General features: G+C 69.0%; 25 protein-coding genes. 8 read left to right on the top strand and 17 right to left on the bottom strand.

Going from position 1 to position 22,917, the window contains the following annotated elements; all coding sequences use genetic code 11:
- Window positions 1–40 precede the first annotated feature (40 nt).
- The 3 genes from ACNI65_RS16135 to ACNI65_RS16125 are packed head-to-tail and all read left to right on the top strand — an operon-like array spanning window position 41 to window position 1,269.
- Complete coding sequence (locus tag ACNI65_RS16135; RefSeq protein WP_416757938.1) at window positions 41–418, top strand: hypothetical protein; 378 nt, start codon at window positions 41–43, stop codon at window positions 416–418.
- Window positions 415–648 carry a hypothetical protein gene (locus tag ACNI65_RS16130; protein WP_416757937.1) on the top strand — a complete coding sequence of 78 codons (234 nt, stop codon included), beginning with the start codon at window positions 415–417 and terminating at the stop codon, window positions 646–648. Before ACNI65_RS16135 ends, ACNI65_RS16130 begins: the two co-directional genes overlap by 4 nt.
- Window positions 649–702: 54 nt before the next feature.
- Window positions 703–1,269 carry a DUF1579 domain-containing protein gene (locus tag ACNI65_RS16125; protein WP_416757936.1) on the top strand — a complete coding sequence of 189 codons (567 nt, stop codon included), beginning with the start codon at window positions 703–705 and terminating at the stop codon, window positions 1,267–1,269.
- Window positions 1,270–1,284: 15 nt separating this feature from the next.
- Here ACNI65_RS16125 and ACNI65_RS16120 read toward each other — a convergent pair whose 3' ends face one another.
- From ACNI65_RS16120 to ACNI65_RS16110, 3 genes are read right to left on the bottom strand one after another with little or no spacing between them, the layout of a single operon-like run.
- Entirely contained in the window at window positions 1,285–1,548 is a 264-nt protein-coding gene (locus tag ACNI65_RS16120; RefSeq protein WP_416757935.1) for a hypothetical protein, read from the bottom strand.
- A 50-nt stretch (window positions 1,549–1,598) separates the two neighbouring features.
- Window positions 1,599–2,213 carry a hypothetical protein gene (locus ACNI65_RS16115; protein ID WP_416757933.1) on the bottom strand — a complete coding sequence of 205 codons (615 nt, stop codon included), beginning with the start codon at window positions 2,211–2,213 and terminating at the stop codon, window positions 1,599–1,601.
- Between the two features lie 8 nt (window positions 2,214–2,221).
- The gene (locus tag ACNI65_RS16110) at window positions 2,222–2,755 is read right to left on the bottom strand and encodes a DUF2199 domain-containing protein (protein ID WP_416763640.1); all 534 of its coding nucleotides are present in this window, start codon (window positions 2,753–2,755) and stop codon (window positions 2,222–2,224) included.
- 366 nt (window positions 2,756–3,121) lie between these two features.
- Between ACNI65_RS16110 and ACNI65_RS16105 the strand changes: the two genes are divergently transcribed.
- Both ACNI65_RS16105 and ACNI65_RS16100 read left to right on the top strand, forming a co-directional pair.
- Window positions 3,122–3,754 (top strand): hypothetical protein, encoded by a 633-nt coding sequence (locus tag ACNI65_RS16105; RefSeq protein WP_416757931.1) that lies wholly within the window; start codon window positions 3,122–3,124, stop codon window positions 3,752–3,754.
- A 46-nt stretch (window positions 3,755–3,800) separates the two neighbouring features.
- Window positions 3,801–4,379 carry a hypothetical protein gene (locus ACNI65_RS16100; RefSeq protein ID WP_416757929.1) on the top strand — a complete coding sequence of 193 codons (579 nt, stop codon included), beginning with the start codon at window positions 3,801–3,803 and terminating at the stop codon, window positions 4,377–4,379.
- Window positions 4,380–4,466: 87 nt separating this feature from the next.
- Here ACNI65_RS16100 and ACNI65_RS16095 read toward each other — a convergent pair whose 3' ends face one another.
- The 10 genes from ACNI65_RS16095 to ACNI65_RS16050 form a co-directional block, all read right to left on the bottom strand.
- Window positions 4,467–5,558, bottom strand: a complete 1,092-nt coding sequence (locus tag ACNI65_RS16095; RefSeq protein WP_416757928.1) for an NAD(P)/FAD-dependent oxidoreductase — start codon at window positions 5,556–5,558, stop codon at window positions 4,467–4,469.
- 66 nt (window positions 5,559–5,624) lie between these two features.
- Window positions 5,625–5,948 (bottom strand): ferredoxin FdxA, encoded by a 324-nt coding sequence (gene fdxA / locus ACNI65_RS16090; RefSeq protein ID WP_416757927.1) that lies wholly within the window; start codon window positions 5,946–5,948, stop codon window positions 5,625–5,627.
- Between the two features lie 97 nt (window positions 5,949–6,045).
- On the bottom strand, window positions 6,046–6,870 hold the full coding sequence (cobA, locus tag ACNI65_RS16085) for a uroporphyrinogen-III C-methyltransferase (protein ID WP_416757926.1): 825 nt from the start codon (window positions 6,868–6,870) through the stop codon (window positions 6,046–6,048).
- Window positions 6,871–6,902: 32 nt separating this feature from the next.
- Window positions 6,903–8,243: a sulfate adenylyltransferase subunit 1 gene (locus tag ACNI65_RS16080; protein WP_416757925.1), complete on the bottom strand. Its 1,341-nt coding sequence runs from the start codon at window positions 8,241–8,243 to the stop codon at window positions 6,903–6,905.
- The gene (gene cysD / locus ACNI65_RS16075; protein WP_416757924.1) at window positions 8,243–9,202 is read right to left on the bottom strand and encodes a sulfate adenylyltransferase subunit CysD; all 960 of its coding nucleotides are present in this window, start codon (window positions 9,200–9,202) and stop codon (window positions 8,243–8,245) included. The genes ACNI65_RS16080 and cysD overlap by 1 nt, the downstream gene beginning before the upstream one ends.
- Window positions 9,199–10,008, bottom strand: coding sequence for a phosphoadenylyl-sulfate reductase (locus tag ACNI65_RS16070; protein ID WP_416757923.1), 810 nt, complete (start codon window positions 10,006–10,008; stop codon window positions 9,199–9,201). The genes cysD and ACNI65_RS16070 overlap by 4 nt, the downstream gene beginning before the upstream one ends.
- A 1-nt stretch (window position 10,009) precedes the next feature.
- The gene (locus ACNI65_RS16065; protein ID WP_416757922.1) at window positions 10,010–10,510 is read right to left on the bottom strand and encodes a DUF934 domain-containing protein; all 501 of its coding nucleotides are present in this window, start codon (window positions 10,508–10,510) and stop codon (window positions 10,010–10,012) included.
- A 13-nt stretch (window positions 10,511–10,523) separates the two neighbouring features.
- Entirely contained in the window at window positions 10,524–12,221 is a 1,698-nt protein-coding gene (locus tag ACNI65_RS16060; protein ID WP_416757920.1) for a nitrite/sulfite reductase, read from the bottom strand.
- Between the two features lie 317 nt (window positions 12,222–12,538).
- Window positions 12,539–13,477 (bottom strand): DNA-binding protein YbiB, encoded by a 939-nt coding sequence (gene ybiB / locus ACNI65_RS16055; protein WP_416757919.1) that lies wholly within the window; start codon window positions 13,475–13,477, stop codon window positions 12,539–12,541.
- Entirely contained in the window at window positions 13,417–14,601 is a 1,185-nt protein-coding gene (locus ACNI65_RS16050) for an ornithine cyclodeaminase (protein WP_416757917.1), read from the bottom strand. The genes ybiB and ACNI65_RS16050 overlap by 61 nt, the downstream gene beginning before the upstream one ends.
- Before the next feature lie 181 nt (window positions 14,602–14,782).
- Between ACNI65_RS16050 and ACNI65_RS16045 the strand changes: the two genes are divergently transcribed.
- A complete protein-coding gene (locus ACNI65_RS16045) occupies window positions 14,783–15,208 on the top strand; it encodes an Lrp/AsnC family transcriptional regulator (RefSeq protein WP_416757915.1) in 426 nt (141 codons plus the stop codon).
- A 40-nt stretch (window positions 15,209–15,248) separates the two neighbouring features.
- Here the strand turns inward: ACNI65_RS16045 and ACNI65_RS16040 are convergent, their stop codons facing one another.
- Window positions 15,249–16,064, bottom strand: coding sequence for a hypothetical protein (locus tag ACNI65_RS16040; RefSeq protein WP_416757914.1), 816 nt, complete (start codon window positions 16,062–16,064; stop codon window positions 15,249–15,251).
- Between the two features lie 64 nt (window positions 16,065–16,128).
- Here ACNI65_RS16040 and pncB point away from each other — a divergent pair, with 64 nt between their 5' ends.
- Window positions 16,129–17,343, top strand: coding sequence for a nicotinate phosphoribosyltransferase (gene pncB / locus ACNI65_RS16035; RefSeq protein ID WP_416757912.1), 1,215 nt, complete (start codon window positions 16,129–16,131; stop codon window positions 17,341–17,343).
- A gap of 117 nt (window positions 17,344–17,460) precedes the next feature.
- Here the strand turns inward: pncB and ACNI65_RS16030 are convergent, their stop codons facing one another.
- On the bottom strand, window positions 17,461–19,860 hold the full coding sequence (locus tag ACNI65_RS16030) for a penicillin acylase family protein (protein WP_416757911.1): 2,400 nt from the start codon (window positions 19,858–19,860) through the stop codon (window positions 17,461–17,463).
- A 79-nt stretch (window positions 19,861–19,939) separates the two neighbouring features.
- Between ACNI65_RS16030 and ACNI65_RS16025 the strand changes: the two genes are divergently transcribed.
- Window positions 19,940–20,926 carry a patatin-like phospholipase family protein gene (locus tag ACNI65_RS16025; RefSeq protein ID WP_416757910.1) on the top strand — a complete coding sequence of 329 codons (987 nt, stop codon included), beginning with the start codon at window positions 19,940–19,942 and terminating at the stop codon, window positions 20,924–20,926.
- Between the two features lie 33 nt (window positions 20,927–20,959).
- Here ACNI65_RS16025 and ACNI65_RS16020 read toward each other — a convergent pair whose 3' ends face one another.
- Together ACNI65_RS16020 and ACNI65_RS16015 are read right to left on the bottom strand one after the other, a co-directional pair.
- A complete protein-coding gene (locus ACNI65_RS16020; RefSeq protein WP_416757909.1) occupies window positions 20,960–22,168 on the bottom strand; it encodes a hypothetical protein in 1,209 nt (402 codons plus the stop codon).
- Window positions 22,169–22,300: 132 nt separating this feature from the next.
- Entirely contained in the window at window positions 22,301–22,870 is a 570-nt protein-coding gene (locus ACNI65_RS16015; protein ID WP_416757908.1) for a YdeI/OmpD-associated family protein, read from the bottom strand.
- Window positions 22,871–22,917 lie beyond the last annotated feature (47 nt).

Genomic DNA, 22,917 nt, shown 5'->3' with positions numbered 1-22,917 from the left:
CGGAGCGAGCGATCAACTCGGCGGCCTCAAGGAGGTGCCCGTGTTCCCCAAATCGTTCTACATCTGCCCAGAAGACGTGTTCCGGCTCGGGAACTCCAGCAGTCCCAAGATCGCGAATGTGCGGCCAAGCGACGTTGACTGGACGAAGGTCAACGACATCATCGTCGTTGTCGCCAATGGTCGCGGTGTCAGCGTGTTCAGCGAGAAAGAGCTGGAAAAAAGGGACATGAGCGGCTGGGTATGGCAGTTCAATGCCACCACGCCGATGCCTTCCGGACTCAAGCTGGTCAGCGATTACGAGGGCCACTACATGATCTGCCCCGCCGTTAACATGCCCATGGACAAGTTCAAGGGGCTACTGGAGGAAGTCGGCGTGAAGGCATTCCGCGTCTTCTTCAAGCAGGGCAAGCAAGCATGAAGACTTTAGGGCTGGAACTCACGCACTGGCAGGCGCAGCGGATTCTGGAAGCGCTCACAGAGCTCGACGCGAAGTGGGCGAACATCTGCCAGACCTCGGACGATGAAGACGAGGTCGCCGACTATGGCAATGACCTCATCGAGCTTCGCATGACGTTGGAAGCAGTGAAGACGAAGGCCGTGGAGGTCTTCGGTCCCGGTGTCGCCAACTTCGATCGCACGCCCTTCTAAGGCCAAGTGGGCAGGGCGCCAAAGAGCGCGCCTCTGACGCTGCGCCAAGCCGCTTTGAAGACTTCGTCCTACTGCCAGGACTCGGTCGTACGGTCCGGACACTCGCCTCGTTCCCACGAACGACGCGAGGCTCCCATGTCCACCACTGTTTCCGCAGGCGCCGCCGACTTCGATTTCGAATTCGGCGACTGGATCGTTCATCACCGCCGGCTCGACAGCCGATTGACCGGGTGCGAGACCTGGACGAGCTTCAAGGGTCGATGCTCGACGCGGCCCATCCTGGGCGGCGCGGGCAATGTGGAGGACAACGAGCTCGACCTGCCCAGCGGGCTCTATCGGGCCGCGGCGATCCGGTCGTTCGATCCGACGTCGGGCCAGTGGGCCATCTGGTGGCTCGACGGCCGCGCGCCGCATGCGCTGGATGTGCCAGTGCGAGGGCGATTTGACAATGGCGTCGGCCAGTTCTTCGCCGAGGACGTGCTGGATGGACGTCCCATCCGCATCCGGTTCATCTGGGACAAGCGCGATCTTGAATCGCCGACGTGGGCCCAAGCCTTCTCCGCCAATGGCGGCGAGACGTGGGAGACGAATTGGGAGATGAGGTTTGAGCGCGTCGCGTGATGTTGCGCGGTGATTTCACTGCGGATCGGAGGGCGTCTGCTCTGACCTGATCGGTCCAAATCGCGCGTCATTGCGCTCGTCGCTCCAGAGCGGCTCTCGGCCCGTGACATAGCGACGCCAGATCAGCGCGCATCCGCCCACGGTCATCGCGCCGGCGAGTATCCAGTCGCCTTTGGCGGAATTCTCGGAGGGCCAGAATCCCACGACGCCCAGCGCGATGAGCAACCCGCCCAGCACGTAGGCGGGCAGTCGTTCCCACGGGAGAAATGCGAGGCCCATTTGAGTCGAGATCGAAGTACAGCGGGGTTTGAGCGAAATGTGCTCCGCGGTCAGGCCAAGCAGGGGCCTCTTACCTGCAGCCGAATCTCCCCCGGCGCGCTCACGTAGTCCCGCGCCAGTTCACGACTCGGGGAGCGATGGACCGCCTGCTCGAGGGTGTGGCAACTCAGCGCGACGCTGACCCGTTCCGGGCGCATCTGATTCCAGAGAACGGTCAGACCAAAACCGTGTTCCTCGGCTGTGGTGCGACTCTCCACCGACTGGCCTTCAGCCAGCTGAAGCTTCAGACCGTATCCGTCGCGGAGCAGCGGTCGCGCCTGCAGATCGGCCAGCATCGCGGTTGGTGAGAGCTCCTCGTCAGACTCGCCGTCTCCCGTTTCGTCGACATCCTCCTCGTCGTCGGGGTACAGCTCGTCGATCGTCTTGCCGCGCGCCGAGGTCTCACCCGTCTCCAGGAAGCGCAGGGTGACGGTCTGGGCCGTTCGAATCTCCAGATCGTGAAGCCACGTCAGGGATTCCGATTCTGTTGTCGTGCCGTCGAGTCGCACCGTCACGAAAGCGTCGTCCGACCTGTCCCCGCGTAGATGAACGGCAAGCACACGAAGCCCGTCGGTGCTGACGGTGGCGAGGTCTTCGCCGTCGATGGCGATCTGGAAGGCTGGCATGAGCTGATTCACTCCTCGCGCCCCTGCCCATGCATCGCCAACTCCGCCAGCTCCTGCGCGCGCTCAACGGAGATGCCGTTCTGCTGATCGATCACCAGCGGGTCGTTCTCTCGCCCGTTTGTGTGGATCACCACCTTCGGGCGGTCCCCCTCCTGCTGGATGAACACATTGGCCGGCCGCATGTCCGCGCTCGGATAGATCCCGATCTGATTGGACAGCCACCCGAAGAACCCATCGCCAGGCACCGGGTCATCCAGCGTGTCGAGATAGCGCTGGAGGCTCTTCTCGCTCACCGATACCCAGATCCCCCACAGGAAGGGATCCTCCTGGCCATGGATGGGAACCTCCAGCACCGCCCGGATGAATCGATCCGTCTGATCTTCGTAGGCGATCGTGCACACGTCGCTGTCGAGCGTGGCTCGGCTGGCCTTGTCCTCGGCGCTCAGGTTCACATACGGATCCGGCGCGCGGAAGGCGAAGGAGGGCGAGCCCTCATGCACATCGCCGCAGCTGCGGCACTTGAACGCAAAGATCCCAGCCATGGCGCATCGGTCTATCAAAGATGGCCGCGAGTCTAGCCGCGCGTCCCCGTCCTGCCGCCTCGACTCCCCCAATGGGGCGTTGCATCCAGGCCTCCGGAAGTGGGAGGACGCGCCACGCGCGCTCGCCCGGTAGTAGAGTCCGCGCTGTCGCGCGCCGGTGTCGGCCGACGACGTCATCGACTTCTGAAGGAACAGCAACATGCCAAAGGGTGAACAACGCAACGACAAGGCCAAGATGAAGCCGAAGAAGGACAGCGGTTCTTCCAAGGAATCCTCTTCGTCCGTCTCTGATCGGCCCGTCGCTCCCATGACGGCCGTCATGCCCAAGGGCAAGCTGAAGAACAAGCCGAACTGAGCCGGCTTCCCGTGAACGCCGCGCCGCCCGCGTTCGCCCATCGCGGCGACGACCTCGTCGCATGGAGCGACGCCTACGCGGCCGGCGATCACGTCAGCGCGACGGACATCCACGCCGCCGTCGCCCACGCCCTGCAGCCGCTGCTGCCGCGCTATCGGCACTTGCGCGCCAAACACCTCTTCCATCTTGCCGACCCGACCGCCGATCACTTCGTCCAGGTCCAGCGCGGCAAGAACATCCTCACACTCGAGTTCGGCCTGACCCACCATGCGGTGGAGCGCAGCCGCGCCGCGCTTTTCGGCCCGGCGGACACGCCATCCCCTCACGCGCCCCAGACCATCGCCATGTGGTCCGCCAACATCGGTCCTTTCAGCAAGTCGTGGCCCTTGTCCTACCGCGTGGACTGGCCAGTGCTCGGCCACGAGGGACTGGCGCTCGCGCTGCCGGAGATCCAGGCCTTCGTCGAGGACCACGTGCGACCCTACCTCGAGCGGCACCGCGACCCCGAGGCGATCCGGGCGACCTGTCTCGACCCGCATCCGCGCACCGCGTTCTTCCTGCAGGCGGCATCCACCGTGGCCGCTGTCGATCACCTGATGGGGCGTGATGTCCTTGGCGGGAGCGCGGCGGGCGAGGGCCTCTAGCCCCTCAGGGTGTGGCGCGCGCGCCGCATCGGGGCCGATTCGGTCGATGGATCCGGTTAACGTCGCGGCCTTCACCGAAGACGAACTGCCCACCGCCATGATCTCGATCCGCCCCCTGTCCCGTGCCCTGTTCCTGACCGCGCTGATCGGCGGCGCCACGCTGGCCCACGCCGCGCCGACGCCCCGCATGACCACCCCGGCCGTGGCCGCGCTGTCGGCCTGCCTCGCCGACAACACCACCGGCAAGGACCGCAAGGACCTGGCGCGTTGGGTCTTCGTCGGCATGGGCGCGCACCCTGACATCAAGCGCCTGGCCTCGGCCAGCGACGCCGACCTGACGGACATCGACCGCACGATGGGTCAGCTGATGACGCGCCTGATGGCCGAGTCCTGCCTGAAGCAGACGCGTGAAGTGACGCGCGAGGGCGGCAACGGCATCGAGACGGCGTTCGGCCAGCTCGGCGAGCTCGCGATGCAGGAGCTGACCAACAACCCCGCGGTCGGCCAACGCATGGCCGGCTTCCTGAAACACGTCGACCTGATGCGCCTGGGCGCCGCGCTGGCTCCCGCCGCGACGACGACGGTCGCTCCGGCGCCGCTGCCCGGCGCCTCCGCACCGCGCTGAGCCGCAGCGGCTAACCCCGCAAGGAAAAAGCCCGCCGGCTTGCGCCAGGCGGGCTTTTTTGTCGGGTGCGAGAACGCTCTGTCGCGCTCAGTCGAACACCGGCGTTTCCACGCCCAGCACCTTGTGCAGCTTCGGGCTGGTCGTCGTGTATTGCAGGTGCACGCGCTTTTCCGGGTTGATGATCGGCATCGCGCCGAACGCCGCCAGCGCGGCTTCATGGAAGCCCGACAGGATCAGCTTCTTCTTGCCCGGGTACGTGTTGATGTCACCCACCGCGAAAATGCCCGGCACGCTCGTCTGGAACTTCTCGGTGTCGACCTGGATCTGCTTCTTCTCCAGCGCCAGGCCCCACTCGGCGATCGGGCCCAGCTTCGGCGACAGACCGAAGAACACCAGCACCTGATCCGCCGGCACCACGCGCGTCACGCCGTCGCCGCCCGTGATCTTCAGACCCTTCAGCGCATCCTCGCCTTCGTCCAGGTCGTTGACCTGACCGACGATGAACTGCATCTCGTACGCGTCGCACAGCTCCTTCATCTTGGCCACCGACGCCGGCGCCGCGCGGAACCCGTCACGACGGTGCACCAGGATCACGCTCTCGGCCTTGTGCGGGTTGCCGTCGGCATTGCCGCCGCAGAAGTTCAGCGCCCAGTCCAGCGCCGAATCGCCACCGCCGATGATCACCAGGTTCTTGCCGGCGAACTGCGCCGGGTTGCGCACCCGGTAATGCACCTGCGAACCCTCGTACTTGTCGATGCCCTCGACCTTCAGCGTGCGCGGCTGGAACGAACCCACGCCGCCCGCGATGAAGATGGTCTTGGTCAGGAACTGCGTGCCCTTGCTCGTCGCGACGAAGAATCGGCCGTCTTCCTGCTTCTCGACGGTCGTGACCTCCTGGCCCAGATGGAAGGTCGCGCCGAACGGCTCGATCTGCTTCATCAGGTTGTCGGTCAGCTCCTTGCCCGTCACCACCGGCAGCGCCGGGATGTCGTAGATCGGCTTGTCCGGATACAGCTCGATGCACTGACCGCCGGGATAGGCCAGCGAATCGATGATGTGAGCCTTGATCTCGAGCAGGCCCAGCTCGAAGACCTGGAACAGGCCCACCGGGCCCGCGCCGACGATGACGGCATCGGTTTCGATCACGCCCGCGTGCGGGGCGGAGGTCGCTTCAGTCACTTGCGTTTCCATTCTTGTGTGGGGCGGTCGCCGGCAGGCTGCGGCGCCGCGGGATGAGGAGATCGGTCAGCGGACCAGCTGATCGATCTTGCCCGTCTTGTCCTTCCACTCCTCGGCGTCCGGGAGGGCGGCCTTGCGCTTGGTGATGCTGGGCCATTTCTTCGCCAGGTCGGCATTCAGCTTGATCATGATCTGCTGATCGCCGGGCACGTCTTCCTCCGGCATGATCGCGTTCACCGGGCACTCCGGGATGCAGACCGCGCAGTCGATGCATTCATCGGGGTCGATGGTCAGGAAGTTCGGACCTTCGCGGAAGCAGTCGACGGGACAGACATCGACGCAATCGGTGTATTTGCAGCGAATGCAGGCTTCGGTGACGACGTGGGTCATAGCGGCTCTTCTAGTGGCGGGGCCGACTTGGGGCCCTCGAAATTCAGCGTTGCCCTGGCAGATCGGCTCGGTCGGCGCTGACGGAAAACGGAAGATTTTAAACGTTCAGGGTTTGCGCCTGGGCTTGAGGCCCGCGCGGCCCAAGGTCTTGGGCCTCGGAATCCGTCGCATATTCGCCCAAACCCACCCCCGGATCGGTGGCCGATGCCTGGGGCAGCGCCCGCGCCTGACCCAGCGGCGAGGCCCCGGCACCGACGATCACGACCGTCGGCCGGCCCTGGTGCAGCATCGACGCGGCGCCCAGCGCCACCACCGTGTGCTCGCTGGCCAGCGCATCGGCGCAGCCCGCGCGCGAGACGACGCTCACCGGCGCGTCCCCGGCCCAGCCCGCGGCCAGCAGCCGGCGCGACAGCGCCGCGAGCTGCTGCCCGGCCATGTAGAACACCTCGGTGTCGGCGGACCGGGCCGCCTGCAGCTCGCCCTCGCGGGTCATCGCCGTGGTCAACGCGACGCTGCGGCCCGCGCCGCGCCGCGTCAGCGGCCGGCCGGTCTGCGCGGCCGCCGCGATCGCCGCGGTCACGCCGGGCACGATCTCGTAGCCGATGCCAGCCTCGGCCAGCGCCTGCAGTTCTTCCTCGAGCCGGCCGAAGACGCTCGCGTCCCCGCCCTTGAGCCGGACCACGACCTCATGCGCCAGCGCCTCGCGCACCAGCGCCGCGTTGATCGCGGTCTGCTTGGTGGAGTGGCAGAAACCGCGCTTGCCGACGTCCAGCCACCGGGCCCGCGGCGCGAGCTCGCGCAGCGCCGGATCGGTCAGGGCGTCGAACAGCACGACCTCCGCCTGCGCCAGCGCGCGCGCGCCGCGGAGGGTGATCAGGTCGGCGGCGCCGGGTCCGGCGCTGACGAAGAGGACGCGTCCCATGGCGGTCTCCCGGTCGATGTCCAGGGCTGGGTTCAGCGGACCAGCAGCGCGCCGCTGGTGCGGTTGCTGGTGGGGTCCACGACGATCAGCGCGCCGCCCACGCGGTTGTCCGCGTAGGGCTGCAGCGGCAGTTCGGCCTGCAGCTCGAGGGTGACATGGCCGATCTCGTTGACGGACAGCTCGTGCGCCTCGGTCTCGGCCAGGGTCTGGATGTCCAGCCGGTGGTCGATCGCGGCGATGCGGGCCTGGACCCAGCGGTTGCCGTGGCGGACCCAGTACTTGCGGCCGATGACGGCGGGTTCGGTGTCGAGCCAGGCCAGCGTCGCCTCGAAGGCGCGGCGGGGCGCGGCGGTGCCGGGCGCGACGATCCAGTCACCGCGCGACACATCGACCTGGCGGTCCAGCAGCAGCCCGGCCGACTCTCCGGCGACCGAGGCGGCCACCGGCTCGCCGGCGCGGCGCAGCTCGCCGACGATCGCGGTCTGGCCGCTGGGCAGGATCTGGACTTCATCGCCCACCTGCACCTGGCCTTGCGCGATGCGGCCCCACAGCACGCGGGGGTTGTTGCCCGTGCCGTCGCCGTCCTTGGCCACGTACTGGACCGGCAGCGCCAGCGGCGCCTCGACCGTCTCCTGCACCGTGGGCAGCGACTCCAGCACCTGCAGCAGCGACGGGCCGTCGTACCAGTCCGCCTCGAGCGGCTGGGTGACGTTGTCGCCGCGCAGCGCCGACACCGGCACCACCGCGGTCACGCGGATGCCGGCCGCGGCGGCGAACTTCTCCAGCGCGGCCGAGACCTTGCGGAAGGCGTCGCCCGGATCGGCGGCGGCGTCGATCTTGTTGATCGCGAAGACGATGCTCGGCACGCGCAGCAGGTGCGCCAGCAGGCTGTGGCGGCGCGTCTGCGGCAGCAACGGCACATCGTCGACCGTCAGGTCCAGCTTGGTGACGTCGACCAGCACGACCGCGGCGTCGCTGCCGGCGGCGGCGGTGACCATGTTGCGGGTGTACTGCTCATGGCCCGGAGCGTCCGCGATGATGAACTTGCGCTGCTTGGTCGCGAAGTAGCGGTAGGCGACGTCGATGGTGATGCCTTGCTCGCGCTCGGCCTCCAGGCCGTCGGTGAGCAGGCTCAGGTCGATGGGCTGGCCGGCGGCGCGCTTGGCCAGCGTGTCGAGCTGGTCGGCGAGGATGGCGCGGCTGTCGAAGAGCAGGCGCCCGATCAGCGTGCTCTTGCCGTCGTCGACGCTGCCGGCGGTCAGGAAGCGCAGCGCGCGATGCGTGGTGTCGACGTCGGACTGATGGATCTTGTTCACGGCGCTCACAGGGTTCACGGGGCTCGACAGGCTCGGGTCGTTCAGGACGGCGGACATCAGAAGTAGCCCTCCTTCTTGCGACGCTCCATCGAGGCGTCGGAGGTGCGGTCGTCCATGCGCGTGGCGCCGCGCTCGGAGACGGTGACGGTCAGCGTCTCGGCGACGATGTCGGCGGCGTTGGCCGCGGGGCTCTCCACCGGGCAGGTGCAGGTCATGTCGCCGACGGTGCGGAAACGCACCTGCGCGGTCTCGACGGTCTCGCCGGCCTCGGGCGGCGTGACGTCGGTCAGCGGCACCAGCAGGCCCTTGCGGCGGATGACCTGGCGGTCATGCGCGAAATACAGCGAGGGCAGCGGGATGTTCTCGCGGGCGATATAGAGCCACACGTCCAGCTCGGTCCAGTTGCTGATCGGGAACGCGCGGAAGTGCTCGCCCGGACGGATGCGGGTGTTGAACAGGTTCCACAGCTCGGGGCGCTGCTCCTTGGGCTGCCATTGGCCGAAGCTGTCGCGGTGGCTGAAGATGCGTTCCTTGGCGCGCGCCTTCTCCTCGTCGCGGCGGGCGCCGCCGATGAGCACGTCGAAGCGGTGCTCCTCGATGGTCTCCAGCAGCGTCACGGTCTGGTGGCCGTTGCGCGATTCCAGCGGATGCGCCAACCGGATCGTGCCCTTGGCGATCGAATCCTCCAGATGACCGACGACCAGGCGCTCGCCCATCTCGGCGACGCGGCGGTCGCGGAACTCGATGACCTCGGGGAAGTTGTGGCCGGTGTCCACGTGCACGAGCGGGAAGGGCAGCTTGCCCTTGAACTCGTTGCCCGAAATGCGCTGCTTGAAGGCCTTCTCCGCCAGGCGCAGGACGACGCAGGAGTCCTTGCCGCCGGAGAACAGCAGGGCGGGGCGCTCGAAGGCCGCGGCGACCTCGCGCAGGATGAAGATCGCTTCCTCTTCGAGGTGGTCCAGGTGGCGATGGTCCGCCAGCGGCAGCAGTTGTTCGAGGTTCACGGGGGCGTTCATGCCGGGGCTCCGGTGGTCGCGTTGAACGTCAGGGGAGACGCTTGGGATTCAGATTCGGACGTGGCGGCTGTGGCGGCCGTGGCGGTGTCCTCGGTGCCGTGGGTCGCGTGCAGGCCGCATTCCTTGGACGAGTCCTCCCACCACCAGCGGCCCGAGCGGAAGTCCTCGCCCACCGCGATCGCGCGGGTGCAGGGCGCGCAGCCGATGCTGGGCATGAACTGGTCGTGCAGCGGGTTGTAGGGCACGTCGTTGGCCTGGACGTAGTGCCAGACGTCCGCCCAGGTCCATTCGGCCAGCGGGTTGAGCTTGACGCGGCCCTGGCCGTCATCCTCTCGGAAGGGGACGTCGGCGCGGTTGGCGCTCTGCTCGCGGCGCAGCCCGGTGATCCAGGCCGTGCGGCCGGCCAGCATGCGCGCGAGCGGCTCCAGCTTGCGCACGCCGCAGCAGGCCTTGCGCAGCTCGACGCTGCGGTACATCGGTTCCTCGCCGTTGGCGCGGACGAAGTGGACGACCTGCTCATGGACCGGCGCGAAGACCTCGACCTCCAGCGCGTAGCGTTCCTGGATGCGCGGGATCAGCGCGAGCGTCTCGGCGTGCAGCTTGCCGGTGTCCAGCGTGGCCAGCGCGATGGGCAGGCCGTGGCGGGCGATCAGGTCAGTGATGACCATGTCCTCGACGCCCAGCGAGGTCGATTGCAGCGCGCCGGGACCGAAGTCCGCGGCGGCCTGCCGCAGGACCTCGACGGTGCGCGCCAGGCGCTCGTCGAAGCCGGCGGTCTTGCGGGCATAGAGGTCGATCGCGCCCATGTCAGGCCTCGGTCTTGTCGCCGGCGCGAGCGAACAGTGGGCGCGTCTCGTTGACGTCGGCCTGGTAATGACCGGCGAAGAAACCCAGCGCGCGCTCGGCGGCCTGCTGGTTCTGGTCGCCGCGCAGCTGCACGGCGTCGACGCCGCAGCGCTGCAGCAGCGGCAGCATGTCCACGAGCACCTCGCCGATGGCGCGGACCTCGCCGGCGAAGCGCAGGCGCGAGCGCAGCACATGGGCCTGGCTGTACGCGCGGCCGTCCACCCACTTGGGGAACTGCAGCACGACGAGCGCCAGGCGCGGCAGGTCGGCCTTGAGCTCGAGCACGTCGATGTCGTTGGGCAGGATCACACCGGTGGCCAGGCCCTCGGGCCAGGTGTCGCGCACCGCGTGCCATTGCTCGAGCGTGAGCAGCTTGTGGTCGGCGGCGGCGGGATGCGGTTGCGGGCCGTCCTCGCCAGCGCAGGTGTGCCAGGGGTCTTGGGCCTTGGAAACGAACTTCATGGTGCGGCGGCGCTCAGTCGGTGGTTTGCTTGGCGGTGGTGCGGCGGATGCCGTTGGTCGCCTGCTTGAAGGCGTCCAGGCCGATGCGGCGGACCGTCTCGATGAAGCGCTCGCTGGCGGCGCGCTCGCGGCGGTAGGTGGCGATCACGGCCTCGACCGCGTCGGCGGCCTCGTCGGCCGCGAAGGACGGGCCGATCACCTTGCCCGGCACGGCCGCGCCCGACAGCGTCGAGCCGTCCGAGCCGCCCAGCGTGATCTGGTACCACTCGCTGCCGTCCTTGTCGACGCCGAGCACGCCGATGTGGCCGCTGTGGTGGTGGCCGCAGCTGTTGATGCAGCCGCTGATGTGCAGGTCGATGTCGCCGATGTCCCAGAGCTCGTCCAGGTCCTGGAAGCGCTCGGTGATCTCGGCGGCGACGGGGATGGAGCGCGCATTGGCCAGCGCGCAGAAGTCGCCGCCCGGGCACACGATCATGTCGGTCAGCAGGCCGATGTTGGGCGTGGCGAAGGTCGCGGCCTTGGCGGCTTCGTACAGCGCGGGCAGGTCGCTCTCGCGCACCCACGGCAGCAGCAGGTTCTGGTCATGCGACACGCGCAGCTCGCCGTGGCTGAACTGGTCGGACAGCGCGGCGGCGGCGTCCATCTGCGCATCGGTGATGTCGCCGGGCGGCAGGCCCACGCGCTTGAGCGACAGCGTCACCGAGCGGTAGCCGCTGACGCGGTGCGCGTGGACGTTGCGCTCCAGCCAGCGGCGGTAGGCCGGCGAGGCGCCGTCGAAGATGTCGATCGCGGGGACCGGGGTCACGCCTTGCGGCTCGACGAAGCTCGCGGCGACGCGGGCGAGTTCGGCCTCGGGAATGATCTGCTCGTGGCTGCCGGCGTCATCGGACAGGATGGCCTGGTACTCGGCGTTGACGGCATCGAAATAGGCCTGGCCCTCGGCCTTGACCAGGATCTTGATGCGCGCCTTGTACATGTTGTCGCGGCGGCCGAAGCGGTTGTACGTGCGCACGATCGCCTCGAGGTACAGCAGGATGTGCTGCCACGGCACGAAGGGATTGATCTCCTGGCCGACGATCGGCGTGCGGCCCATGCCGCCGCCCACCAGGACCTGGAACCCGACCTCGCCCGCGTCGTTCCTGCGCAGCTGCAGGCCGATGTCGTGCCAGCCGATGGCGGCGCGGTCCTCGGCGGCGCCGGAGATCGCGATCTTGAACTTGCGCGGCAGGAAGGCGAATTCGGGGTGCAGCGTCGACCATTGGCGCAGCACTTCGGCGTAGGGGCGCGGGTCGATGAGTTCGTCCGCGGCCACGCCGGCGGTGACGTCGCTGGTGATGTTGCGGATGCAGTTGCCGCTGGTCTGGATGCCGTGCATGTCGACCTCGGCCAGCAGGTCCATCACGTCGGCCGACTGCGGCAGCGGGATCCAGTTGAACTGCAGGTTCTGGCGCGTCGTGAAGTGGCCGTAGCCGCGGTCGTGCTCGCGGGCGATGCGGGCGAGCTGGCGGAGCTGGCGGCTGTCGAGCACGCCGTAGGGCACGGCGATGCGCAGCATCGGCGCGTGGCGCTGGATGTACCAGCCGTTCTGCAGGCGCAGCGCGCGGAAGTCGTCGTCGGGCAGCTGACCGGCGAGGTGGCGCTCGAGCTGGTCGCGGAACTGGGCCGCGCGGGCGTGGACGAACTGGCGGTCGAAATCGGTGTAGGCGTACATGGCGTCAGCTGATCCGGCCGGGTTTCAAGAAGGGCCCGCCGCGTCATCTGACACCGCGGCTGGCGCCCTGGGCTGGCCGGGAGTCTGGACTCTATGAACGCTTTATATATATGAGAACTACAAATTCGTAGATTGCTTATGGCCAGATAAGCATATGAAGGATTCTGCAAAGCGCGAAAGGACGGTGAGGCTCGGTCGGACACCCTCGCCCGCGGAGCGGGAAAGCGCGATGAGGCTCGGTCGGACACCCTCGCCCGCGGAGCGGGAGAGGGAGGGGTGAGGGCTCGTCGCAGGGCACCGTGGTCCGCCCCGAGCCCTCACCCCAACCCCTCTCCCGCTCCGCGGGCGAGGGGCAGCAACGCGGCGATCTGGTCGGCGATCCGGGGCGGCAGGGGCGCGGTCCCCGCGAGGATCGCGCGGATGAGCGCGGCGTTCTCCGCCGGCTCGCAGGCCAGCGACAGCGGCCAGTCCAGATCCTCATTGCTTGCCGGATTGAGATCCAACGCTTGCCCGTCCGCGAAGCCTTGCAGATGAGCCTTGCGGCGCAGGTGCAGGTAAGCCTCGCCCTCGCTGGCACGCATGAGCAGCGCGGCGCCGCCCTCGGCGCTGAGCACCGGCAGCGCCTGGCCCATGCTGTCGACGTACTCGGGATGGGTGACCGCGACGACACGCACGCTGCGGCCGGGCATCGGATCGAGCAGCTTGGCCACGCTGTGGCTGCTGTTGCGCAGGCCCAGGCGGGGGCGCAGCGCCATCATCGCGTCCAGCCCCGGATGAAGGGCCGCGGTGGGCAGGATGGCGAGCCGGTCGGCCGCGAGCTGCTCGCCCGCCTGCGCCGTCGAAGCCGCCACGGGCAGCCCAAGCGCGTCGAACAGCTCGAAGGGGCTGACGCGGCTGTCGAAGTCATGCCGGCCGTGGATGAGGACGGGGATGCCCTCGCGCGCCAGCAGCAGCGCCACCAGCGGCATCAGGTTGGCCTGCTTGCGCGCGCCGTTGAAGGTCGGCAGCACGACGGTGCGCGGCCCGGCCGGAGCCGCGACGCGCGCTGCGCCGGCCTGCATCGCCGCGACGAACCCGAGGAGCTCCTCGAGGCTCTCCCCCTTGATACGCATCGCGATCAGGATCGCGCCCCGTTCCAGGTCGGGTACCGTGCCGTCGAGCAGCGCCGCGAAGAGCGCCTGCGCCTGCTCCCGCGTCAGGTCGCGGGCGCCACGAGCGCCTCGTCCGATTTCCTTGATGAGGGGGGCGTAGTCCATGCGTCCTTCCGGTGAGGCGCGCAGTGTAAGAGCGCGGCCCTCAGGCCGGCGGGGATGGCCACGGGCAGGGCGGCCTCATCCACCTGATCTGCCGGGGTGCCCGTCGTCAGCGCCAGTTCACCGAACAGGTCCTTCGGATCGTCCATCGCCGGCACCAGGGCCAGCGGCTGGCCCAGGCCCAGCGCCTGGGCGCGCTCATCCAGCCAGCGCAGCGTCGCGAAGTCCTCCAGCGCGAATCCGACCGAATCGAACACGGTGATCTCGTCGTCCGAGCGGCGGCCCGGGGCCTCGCCGCGCAGCACGCGCCAGAACTCGGTCACCGGGAAGTCCGCCGGCATCTGCTGGACGTCGCCCTCGACGCGCGACTGCGGCTCGTACTCGACGAACACGCTGGCCCGCTCGAGCACGCCGCGATGCAGCTCGGTCTTGCCCGGGCAGTCGCCGCCCACGCCGTTCACATGCATGCCGGGGACGATCATGTCGGGCGTCAGGATGGTGGCGTTGCGCTTGTCGGCGGTGACGGTGGTGACGATGTCGGCGCCCCGCACGGCCTCGGCGGTGTCGCGGCAGCGCACCAGCGCCAGCCCGGCGATGCCCGACAGATGGCGGACCAGCTTGTCGGTGGCGGCCGGATCGACGTCGAACAGCCGGATCTCGGAGATGCCCAGCAGGTGGTGGAAGGCGAGCGCCTGGAACTCGCTCTGCGCGCCGTTGCCGATCAGCGCCATCACGCGCGAACCGGGCCGTGCCAGGCGTTGCGCGGCCAGCGCCGAGGTGGCCGCGGTGCGCAGCGCGGTGCTCAGCGTCAGCTCGGACAGCAGCCGCGGCGTGCCGGTGGCGACGTCGGCGAGCACGCCGAAAGCCATCACGGTGGGCAGGCCCACGCGGTGGTTTTTGGGGTGACCGTTGACGTACTTGAAGCTGTAGAGCGCGGCGTCGGAGATCGGCATCAGCTCGATCACACCGTCCTCGGAGTGGTTGGCGACGCGGGGCGTCTTGTCGAACTCGGCCCATCGGACATAGTCGGCGGCGATGTGGCCGGCCAGGGCGCGGAAGCTCTCGGCGATGCCGTCATGTCGCACCAGGCGGGCGACATCGGCGGTGAGGAGCAGGCGGGTCGTCATCGGCAATCTCATGGCAGTCGGGATGGCTCCATTCTTCGGATCGGCGTGTCAGCAGGAAGCCAGCCAACTGATCAATAATCAAAGCCTCTTGTGCATTTCGTCAGAGTCGATTGACGAAATGACGTGATGTTCGGGTTAACCCTGGGCGCTGTGCGCGCGGGTGGACCCAAGGTGCACCAACATGGACACGCTGGACCATCAACTGATCGCGCTGCTGCGCCAGGACGCGCGGGCGAGCATCGCCACGCTGGCGCACAAGCTGAAGGTGTCGCGGGGGACGGTGACCAACCGCCTCACGCGGCTGGAGGACAGCGGGCAGATCGTGGGCTACACGGTCAAGCTGCGGGCGGACGTGGCCCCGCCGCACATCACCGCATGGATGAGCATCGCCGTGGAGGGCAACCGCACGCGCGAGGTCGTGGGCATCCTGGCCGGCGAGCCCGGCGTGGCGGGGCTCTTCGACACGAATGGCCGCTGGGACCTGCTGGCCGAACTGCGCGCGGACAGCCTCAACGAGCTGGCCGAGATCCTGGAGCGCGTGCGCCTGATCAAGGGCATCGGCGCGACCGAGACCAGCATCCACCTGCAGACCTACAAGCTGGCTTGACGGGCGGTCCTGGCCAGCGGCGGCCCCCGGCTCGCAGCGGTCAGCGTTTGGGCGCGGGCGGGCTCGCGGGCGTGTAGTCGTCCGGCTCGGGCGCGTCGGGTTCGAGGTGGAAGGTGCCGTCGCGCAGTTCCAGCCGCGTGCGCTGGACCACCGGGCGCGGCGAGGGGCACTCGCCCTCGTTGAAGCGCAGCACGATCTCCACGCGTGGTCCGCGACCGGGGCTCAGCACGCTGACGCCCGAGGTCTGCGGGGCCGCGCCCGCGCCGCAGGCGGCCGGGCCGGGCTTGTCGTCGAAGCCGAGTTCCGCGCCGAGCCGCAGCTCGCCGTCGCGCTCGAGGATCAGGCGCTCGCTGCGGCTCTCTCGGCCGCGGTCGACATCGTGGCGGCGGCTGCGCAGCACCCAGCGCTGCTCATCGATCTGCAGCATCTGCAGGTCCTCGTCGCCCGAGCCCGGCGAGCCCGGCACCAGCAGCAGGCCTTTCGCCTGCAGCTTCCATCGGCCCTGCGCGTCGGCGGCCAGCACGGCCGCGCCGAGCGCGGGCACGCAGGCCGGGCAGCGGAACTGGTCGCGCGGGCCCGGCGTGAGCTGGTAGACCAGCATCAGCTTGTCGACGTCGGACTCGACGTAGCGTTGGCGGAAGACCTCGCGGACCTCGGCCCGGAGCGTCGGCGCGCGGCCGCCGAAGAAGGCCGCGGCGCGTTCGTGGCGCCAGGTGTTGCCCCCGTAGACCATCTTCATCGCGACGTCCGGCTTGGGCGGCTGCTCGATGGCGACGGGGACCTGCGCATGCGCGCCCGCGGCGGCGAGCGCCAGCGCGGCGGCGGCACGACGGGCGAGGGAGGGTCGTGGGGTCACGGGGAGTGGGGTTGAGCTCGGCGGGCCCCGATCATCGCCGAGGCAAGGGGTACAGTCCCCGCCCATGAGCCGTTCCGCGCCTTCCACTCCGGTCATCCGCAGCCTGCTGGAGACCGATCTCTACAAGTTCACGATGTGGCAGGCGATGCTGCATCGCCATCCGCAGGCGCAGGCCGAGTACCGCTTCGCCTGCCGCAACACGCCGCAGTACCCGCTGGCGGAACTGGTCGAGGACCTGGAACGCGAGATCGACCACCTGTGCGCGCTGACCTTCCGCGACGACGAACTCGCCTATCTCGCCGGCCTGCGCTTCATGAAGCCCGACTTCATCGACCTGCTGCGCATCTTCCGCTTCCAGCGCGCCTTCATCACGGTGCGCGCGGACGGCGAGAAGCTCGAGATCGTCGTGCGCGGTCCGCAGGTCCACGTGATGGCCTTCGAGATCTTCGTCCTGGCGATGGTCAACGAGCTGTACTTCCGGCGCTTCGATCAGGACAGCGCGATCGAGGAGGGCCGGCGCCGGCTGGCGCAGAAGATCGAGGCGATCCGCGCGTTCTCGCGCGACGAGGCGCCGCGCCGGCATCCGTTCCAGTTCTTCGACTTCGGGCTGCGCCGGCGCTTCTCCGGCGCCTGGCATGAGGAGGTGCTGCGCACCTTGCGCGACGAGCTGCCCGAGACCTTCCGCGGCACGTCCAACGTGCTGCTGGCCAAGGAGCTCGGCCTGGTGCCCATCGGCACGATGGCCCACGAGTACCTGCAGGCCTACCAGGCCACCGGCGTGCGGCTGCGCGACCATCAGAAGGCCGCGCTCGAGGACTGGGTGCAGGAGTACCGCGGCGACCTGGGCATCGCGCTGACCGACGTGATCGGCATGGACGCGTTCCTCGCCGACTTCGACCTGTACTTCGCCAAGCTCTTCGACGGCCTGCGGCATGACTCGGGCGATCCGGTCGAATGGGGCGAGAAGGCGCTCGCGCATTACGAGCAGCTGCGCATCGACGCCAACACCAAGCGGCTGGTGTTCTCCGACGCGCTGGACATGCCCAAGGCGCTGGCGCTGTACCGGCATTTCGCCGACCGCGTGCAGCTGGGCTTCGGCATCGGGACCAAGCTCAGCAACGACATGGGCCTGCCGACGCTGAACATCGTCATCAAGCTCACCCACGTGAACGGTCAGCCGGTGGCCAAGCTCTCCGACAGCCCCGGCAAGACCATGTGCGAGGACCAGACCTTCCTGGCGTACTTGCGTCAGGTCTTCAACGTGCCGACACCGCGCTGAATAACCCCCTCTCCCGCGAAGCGGGAGAGGGCGGGGGTGAGGGCTCGGCGAAGGGCTCCGTGCCCTCACACGAGCCCTCACCCCAACCCCTCTCCCGCTTCGCGGGCGAGGGGCTTTTCAGTCCCGATGCGCGGTGATGCGGTGGATCACCGGACCGGCGAGCAGCGGCGTCGGTTTGCCTTCGACCCAGTCCTGATGCCCCGCGCCGTAGAACGGCGACATCGGATGGCCGCTCTGGCCGCCGGGCATGGACAACCAGCCGTGATCCTCCCGGCCGGGTGACACCACCAGCCGCTCCGACTGCCCGAACGCCGGCCCGGCCACATGCGGCAGGTTGCTGTCGCCCGATTGCGGCACCGACGGCATGTCCAGCCAGCGCGACAGCGCCGGAATCGCCTTGGCCAGCGGATGCTGGATGCGGCTGGCGTTCTGCGCGCCCCAGGTCGCCGCGCCCAGGTTGCCGTCGGGCGCGATCTCGCGCGCCGCCGCGTCCAGCTGCGCCAGCACCAGCGCGTCCCAGTCCGCATAGGCCACCGGCAGCAGGTGCGCCGGACGCTCGTCGAGCGCGCGCGCCGCGCTGTACTCGAACTGGTTGCGCCAGCGCATGCGGCGTTTCGGATCGCCTTGCCGCTCGCCCAGCGCGGGCGTGGTCCACGCGTCCCACAGCGTGTCCAGCACGCGCAGCCGCGCCTGGCGCACGAGCCGGTACGCGGCGCTGTCGGCGTCGGCGCGGCCGTTCCAGTTCTCCAGCAACTGCACGAAGGCGCGATGCGTCGGAGTCGTGGCCGCGTCGGTGCGCGCCGCGGCAAGCATCCGGGCGCTCCAGGTCTTCAGGAACCGCGCCTCGTCGTCATGGTGGATCGCGCCGATCGAGGCCTCGTCGTGCTTGTCCCGCGCCGAGAGCCGATCGCGGATCTGCTGCGCGCGGGCGCCGAGGTCGAAGCCGCCGTCGCCCAGCAGCTCGCCCGGCGCGCCGTCGAGCTGACGGTTGTTGGCGGTCCACAGCTGCCCCTGCGACGGCGAGAGCACCTGCGGCGCGCGGTCGGGATCGAGCCAGTCGCGGCGCGCGGCCGATGGCGCGACGAAACGCGCGTAGGCGCCGGGCAGGCCCGGTTGCGCCCACAGGCGGCCGGCGATGGTCCAGCCGATCTGGCCGTCCTTGTCGGCGGCCAGCAGGTTCTGATGCGGCATGCCGGCCCGCTGCGCCAGCGCGAGCGCCTCGCTGACATGGCGCACCTGCAGCATGCGGTCGAGTTCGAGGTTGTAGGCCGCGCCCTGGTGCGCGATCCAGTGCAGCGCGAAACGGCGCCCGCCCTCGGTGGCGACGATCGGATCGCCGCCCAGCTCGTGGACCTCCATCGTGACGGCCGGGCCGCCGTGGACCTCCAGCGTCTCGGTGCGCGTCGTCAGCTTGGCGTCGGCGGGCACCTCGATCCAGTCGAACCACTGGCCGTAGGCGTTGGTGAAGCCCCAGGCGACCGTGCCGTTGCTGCCCACCACCAGCGCGGGCAGGCCGGGCAGCGTCACGCCGGCCGCACGCAGGCCCGAGGGCCCCGCGCCGATCTGGAACTGCGCGCGATACCAGATGCTCGGCACGCCCAGCCCCAGGTGCATGTCATCGGCCAGGATCGCGCCGCCGTGCGTCGAGCGCGACCCCGCCACGGCCCAGTTGTTGCTGCCCAGGACCGCGTCCGGGGCGACGTCGCGCAGGAAGGCCTGGACGCCGCTCGCCGGCGAACTGGAACTCGGGGCCGGTGCGGACGAGGACGGCGCCGGCGCGCTGGCCGCGCGGCTCACGTCGAGCTGCGCGGGCGTGGGCATCGCGGGCGCGGGCGACTGGCTGCCATCGAGCGCCGCGTCCCAGCGTCCGCCGCGCGGGCTCAGCCAGTCGAAGACCGCATCGCCGGCGCGCTCGCGCAGCTGCGCGCGGTCGAAGCCCGATTCGTAGCTGCCGGCCTGCAGCATGAAGTACATCTCGGAGATCACCAGCAGCGAGTCCACCGGCGTCCAGTCCTCCGGCTTGGCGCGCAGCAGCAGGTACTGCCAGGGCCGCATCGACAGGCCGTGCAGCCCGGCGTTCACGCCCTCCGTGTAGGCCAGCAGCAGCAGGCGGTCCTCGCCGGAGAGCTGCTCGAAGCGATCGGTCAGCCGGGCGCGCAGCCGGTGCACGCGGCGCGTGCGGTCGCGCTCCAGCGCCTTGTCGCCGAAGAGCGCGGAGAGCTCGCCCGCGGCCGAACGCCGCGTCAGGTCCATCTCGAAGAAGCGTTCCTGCGCATGCGCGAAGCCGAGTCCGCGCGCGACGTCCAGCCGCGTGCGGCCCTCGACGACCAGCGTGCCCAGCGCGTCGCGGCCCAGGCTCACCGGGGCGCTCAGGCCGGGGATCTCGGCGTCGCCGTCCAGTTGCGGCAGGCTGGCGCGCACGCCGGCCCAGATCGCGATCGCCAGTGCCACCAGCAGGAACGGCAGCCCGATCAGGCCCCGCACGGTCCAGCGCCGAAGCGCGCTCTTTCCCTTCATGTCCCCTCCAGATCCGGGCGGCGATTGTGCGTGCGGCTTGCAACAGGACTGCTACAGAGCTTCCCTAGAATCCCGCGCCATGCCCCGAGAAGATCGCGACCTTACCAAGCCTGCCCTCCAAGCGCCCGCGCAGGCGTCCCGACGCCGCTGGCTGACCGCCGCCGGCGCGCTGGGCCTGACGGCGCTGAGCGCCTGCTCGACGCTGCCGGGCTCGGCGCCGACGACACCCCAGGTGGTGACCACGCCCGACCCCGAGATCCCGACGCCGGTCACGCCCAAGCCCGTGCCCAAGCCGCCCCGGCTGGGCCTGGCGCTGGGCGGTGGCGCGGCGCGCGGCTTCGCGCACATCGGCGTCATCCAGGTGCTGGAGGAGAACGGCATCAAGGTCGACCTGGTCTGCGGGACCTCGGCCGGCAGCCTGGTGGGCGCGCTGTACGCGGCGGGGCGCACCGGCAAGGAGCTGCAGGCCGTGGCCGAGCAGATGGACGAGGGCGCCATCACCGACTGGACCTTCCCGATGCGCGGGCTGATCCGCGGTGAGGCGCTGGCGCGTTACGTGCGCCAGATGACGGGCAATCGCGGCCTGGAGCAATTGCCGCTGCCGCTGGGCATCGTGGCGACGGACCTGGGCGACGGCGCGCCCATCCTGTTCCGGCAAGGCGACGTGGGCACCGCGGTCCGCGCGTCGAGCGCCGTGCCGGCGGTGTTCCAGCCGGTGAAGATCGGCAACCGCGAGTACGTGGACGGCGGGCTGGTCGCCCCGGTGCCGGTGCGTTTCGCGCGTCAGATGGGCGCGGAGTTCGTCATCGCCGTGGACATCGGCGAGCCGCCCGATCCGAAGATTCCCGGCGACGCGATGCGCATGCTGCTGCAGACCTTCTCGATCATGGGCAAGTCCATCAACCAGTACGAGCTGCAGGGCGCGGACGTGGTGCTGCGGCCCAAGCTGGACGGCTTCAGCGGGTCGGACTTCACCACGCGCCGTCGCGCCATCGCGCTGGGCCGCGATGTGGCGACGGCGATGCTGCCGGAGATCAAGCGCAAGATCGCGGCGAAAACGCGCTGAGGCACCTGGCGCGAGCCTCCGAAGCCGGCGGTCTCAGGGCGTTGTCCCTGCTGCCGCGCGTCTCGCCGGTGCGCGCCGGATCATCTTGACCCGTTCGATCGTGTGCTCGGATGCGGACTCGCCGTAGGCTGGCTTGTACATCACCGATACGCGCCCCTGTCCGACCGCTCCGGGACGCTGGCGGTGCGTGATTTGGCGAATGTCCGCCAACATGCTGTCGGGCTGGTCCATGATTTCATGCTCCGGCGCGAACAGTTGTTCCACGTCGCCGGCGGTGGCGAAGTAACGGACACGGGATCCACCATCGATGCGGATGCCCAGGGCGAACCGGCCATCGCTCCCGATGATGTTGTCCTTGTCCGCGGGGAGCAGGATGTCGTCCTCCGCGCCGCGGACCCCGAGAAAACCTGTCTTGGCGTCTTGCCGCATCGTCGCGGACCATGCGCCACCCGACACCTCGAACGTGACTTCCGGGCGCGAGCCCATTCGACCGTCCGCCTGCGCGGCATTGAATTCCAGTATCCAGTCGACCTGATCGCCGGGCCCCCAACCGGGAGTGACGCCCTCGAAGGTCCATGCGTGGCGCTCGACGCTGCCAACCTTGACGGGGACAGATTTCCCGCGCTTTTCTCCTTCCTTGGGTGGCTGCCGCTGCAGCTTGAAGACATCCTCTTCCCTGCCAGTGTGCTTCGCGGTCGGCTTGATGTCGTTGAAGACGACTTCCTCGAACGGTGTCTGACACCAGTGTTCCGCGTGCTGCGCTTCGTATCCGGTGAACTGGTGACGCTTCTTGTGCGCGCGGCCGCAGACCAGCGGATCGACCGGCCCGCCCGGCGTGGCGGTGCCGGCGGCCTGGCAGGTGGTGCTATCCATGGACCGGCACATGATGTCGCCGCTGGGGAGGACTGCCAGTTCAATCTTCTGGTCTTGATAGGGGTGGACGCGCCACTCCGTGAACAGCACGGCGAAGGCCTTGTTGCACCAGTGCCCCGGCACCTCATAGCCGGTGCGCTTGCGATTCTTGCCACCCCAGCGCGGATCGTTGCACTTGAGCGGCTGGGCTTTGGCCGGATCCGGCGCGTTGATGCTGCAGGAGGATTTGTTTTTGTTTTCCCTGTAGCAGCTGAGGTGACCATCTGCTTCCAGACGGTAGTGGTGGCTGTTCCATGGCTTCCACTCGGTCGGCAGCGCCAAAGGTTCCGCGAGCGCCGCACGCGATGCGCAAAGAACGATCGCCACCATCGCGACATGGCGCCAGGATGCGGGAGAAGAGCGGGTTGGCAAGATCAGAACTCCAGGTGGTGGGGAGGTCTGGTCAGTCGTTGCTCGCGGCAACCTGCCCGTCGGTCCGACCTGCTCGTCAGGTCGGCGAACTCAGAGCCGTTCGCCGCGCGCGCTCGCCTCGATCAGCTTGTCCAGCCGCGCGAGCTGCGTTTCAGGCTTCTTCGCGCTGAGGATGTGCCAGATGCTGGTGCGGCGGTAGCCGTCGGGCTGCTGCTGGAAGAAGGCCCAGGCCGGCGCGTTGCGCATGAAGATGACCTCGTGCGCGGGGGAGAGCTCGACGAGTTCCTTGGGCTGCTCGAACGCGTAGACGCGCGAGCGTTCCTCCTGGCGGCGCTCGAAGGCCGCGAGGCCGGCGGGTTTCATGCGGCCTTCCTGGATCAGGAACTCGGCGCGGCCGATGTTGACCGCGCTCCAGATGGAGATCGTCTTGCGCGGGGTGAAGCGGATCTTGTAGCGCCTGTCGTCGATGCGGGTGCGCACGCCGTCGATCCAGCCGTGGCACAGCGCCTCGTCGACGGACTCGGGCCAGGCGAGGCTGGGCTCGCCGGTGGCGCGCTTGTGGAAACCGACCAGCACCTCGGTCGCCGTGGCGGCATGCTGGTCCAGCCAGTCGCGGAACTCGGCGGCGCTGGCGAAGAAGATCGGGGTGCGAGTGGCCATGGAGCGCGAGTATGCCCGCAGACATTCCAAGGGCCTCGCTGTCAGGG

This window comes from Roseateles sp. So40a, assembly GCF_048081605.1.
Taxonomy (GTDB): domain Bacteria; phylum Pseudomonadota; class Gammaproteobacteria; order Burkholderiales; family Burkholderiaceae_C; genus Roseateles.
The sequence above is the reverse complement of the archived record's forward strand: the minus strand, read 5'-3'. Positions and strand labels throughout refer to the sequence as shown.

Bases quoted from the DNA above. Each gene is read 5' to 3' on its own strand.
- ACNI65_RS16110 (WP_416763640.1), bottom strand. From the start codon at position 2,755: ATGGCTGGGATCTTTGCGTTCAAGTGCCGCAGCTGCGGCGATGTGCAT.
- ACNI65_RS16030 (WP_416757911.1), bottom strand. From the start codon at position 19,860: ATGAAGGGAAAGAGCGCGCTTCGGCGCTGGACCGTGCGGGGCCTGATC.
- ACNI65_RS16050 (WP_416757917.1), bottom strand. From the start codon at position 14,601: ATGACGACCCGCCTGCTCCTCACCGCCGATGTCGCCCGCCTGGTGCGA.
- ACNI65_RS16080 (WP_416757925.1), bottom strand. From the start codon at position 8,243: ATGTCCGCCGTCCTGAACGACCCGAGCCTGTCGAGCCCCGTGAACCCT.
- cysD (WP_416757924.1), bottom strand. From the start codon at position 9,202: ATGAACGCCCCCGTGAACCTCGAACAACTGCTGCCGCTGGCGGACCAT.
- ybiB (WP_416757919.1), bottom strand. From the start codon at position 13,477: ATGGACTACGCCCCCCTCATCAAGGAAATCGGACGAGGCGCTCGTGGC.
- fdxA (WP_416757927.1), bottom strand. From the start codon at position 5,948: ATGACCCACGTCGTCACCGAAGCCTGCATTCGCTGCAAATACACCGAT.
- ACNI65_RS16100 (WP_416757929.1), top strand. From the start codon at position 3,801: ATGGATCCGGTTAACGTCGCGGCCTTCACCGAAGACGAACTGCCCACC.
- ACNI65_RS16060 (WP_416757920.1), bottom strand. From the start codon at position 12,221: ATGTACGCCTACACCGATTTCGACCGCCAGTTCGTCCACGCCCGCGCG.
- ACNI65_RS16015 (WP_416757908.1), bottom strand. From the start codon at position 22,870: ATGGCCACTCGCACCCCGATCTTCTTCGCCAGCGCCGCCGAGTTCCGC.
- ACNI65_RS16045 (WP_416757915.1), top strand. From the start codon at position 14,783: ATGGACACGCTGGACCATCAACTGATCGCGCTGCTGCGCCAGGACGCG.
- ACNI65_RS16120 (WP_416757935.1), bottom strand. From the start codon at position 1,548: ATGGGCCTCGCATTTCTCCCGTGGGAACGACTGCCCGCCTACGTGCTG.
- ACNI65_RS16065 (WP_416757922.1), bottom strand. From the start codon at position 10,510: ATGAAGTTCGTTTCCAAGGCCCAAGACCCCTGGCACACCTGCGCTGGC.
- cobA (WP_416757926.1), bottom strand. From the start codon at position 6,870: ATGGGACGCGTCCTCTTCGTCAGCGCCGGACCCGGCGCCGCCGACCTG.
- ACNI65_RS16025 (WP_416757910.1), top strand. From the start codon at position 19,940: ATGCCCCGAGAAGATCGCGACCTTACCAAGCCTGCCCTCCAAGCGCCC.
- ACNI65_RS16130 (WP_416757937.1), top strand. From the start codon at position 415: ATGAAGACTTTAGGGCTGGAACTCACGCACTGGCAGGCGCAGCGGATT.
- ACNI65_RS16020 (WP_416757909.1), bottom strand. From the start codon at position 22,168: ATGGTGGCGATCGTTCTTTGCGCATCGCGTGCGGCGCTCGCGGAACCT.
- ACNI65_RS16115 (WP_416757933.1), bottom strand. From the start codon at position 2,213: ATGCCAGCCTTCCAGATCGCCATCGACGGCGAAGACCTCGCCACCGTC.
- ACNI65_RS16070 (WP_416757923.1), bottom strand. From the start codon at position 10,008: ATGGGCGCGATCGACCTCTATGCCCGCAAGACCGCCGGCTTCGACGAG.
- pncB (WP_416757912.1), top strand. From the start codon at position 16,129: ATGAGCCGTTCCGCGCCTTCCACTCCGGTCATCCGCAGCCTGCTGGAG.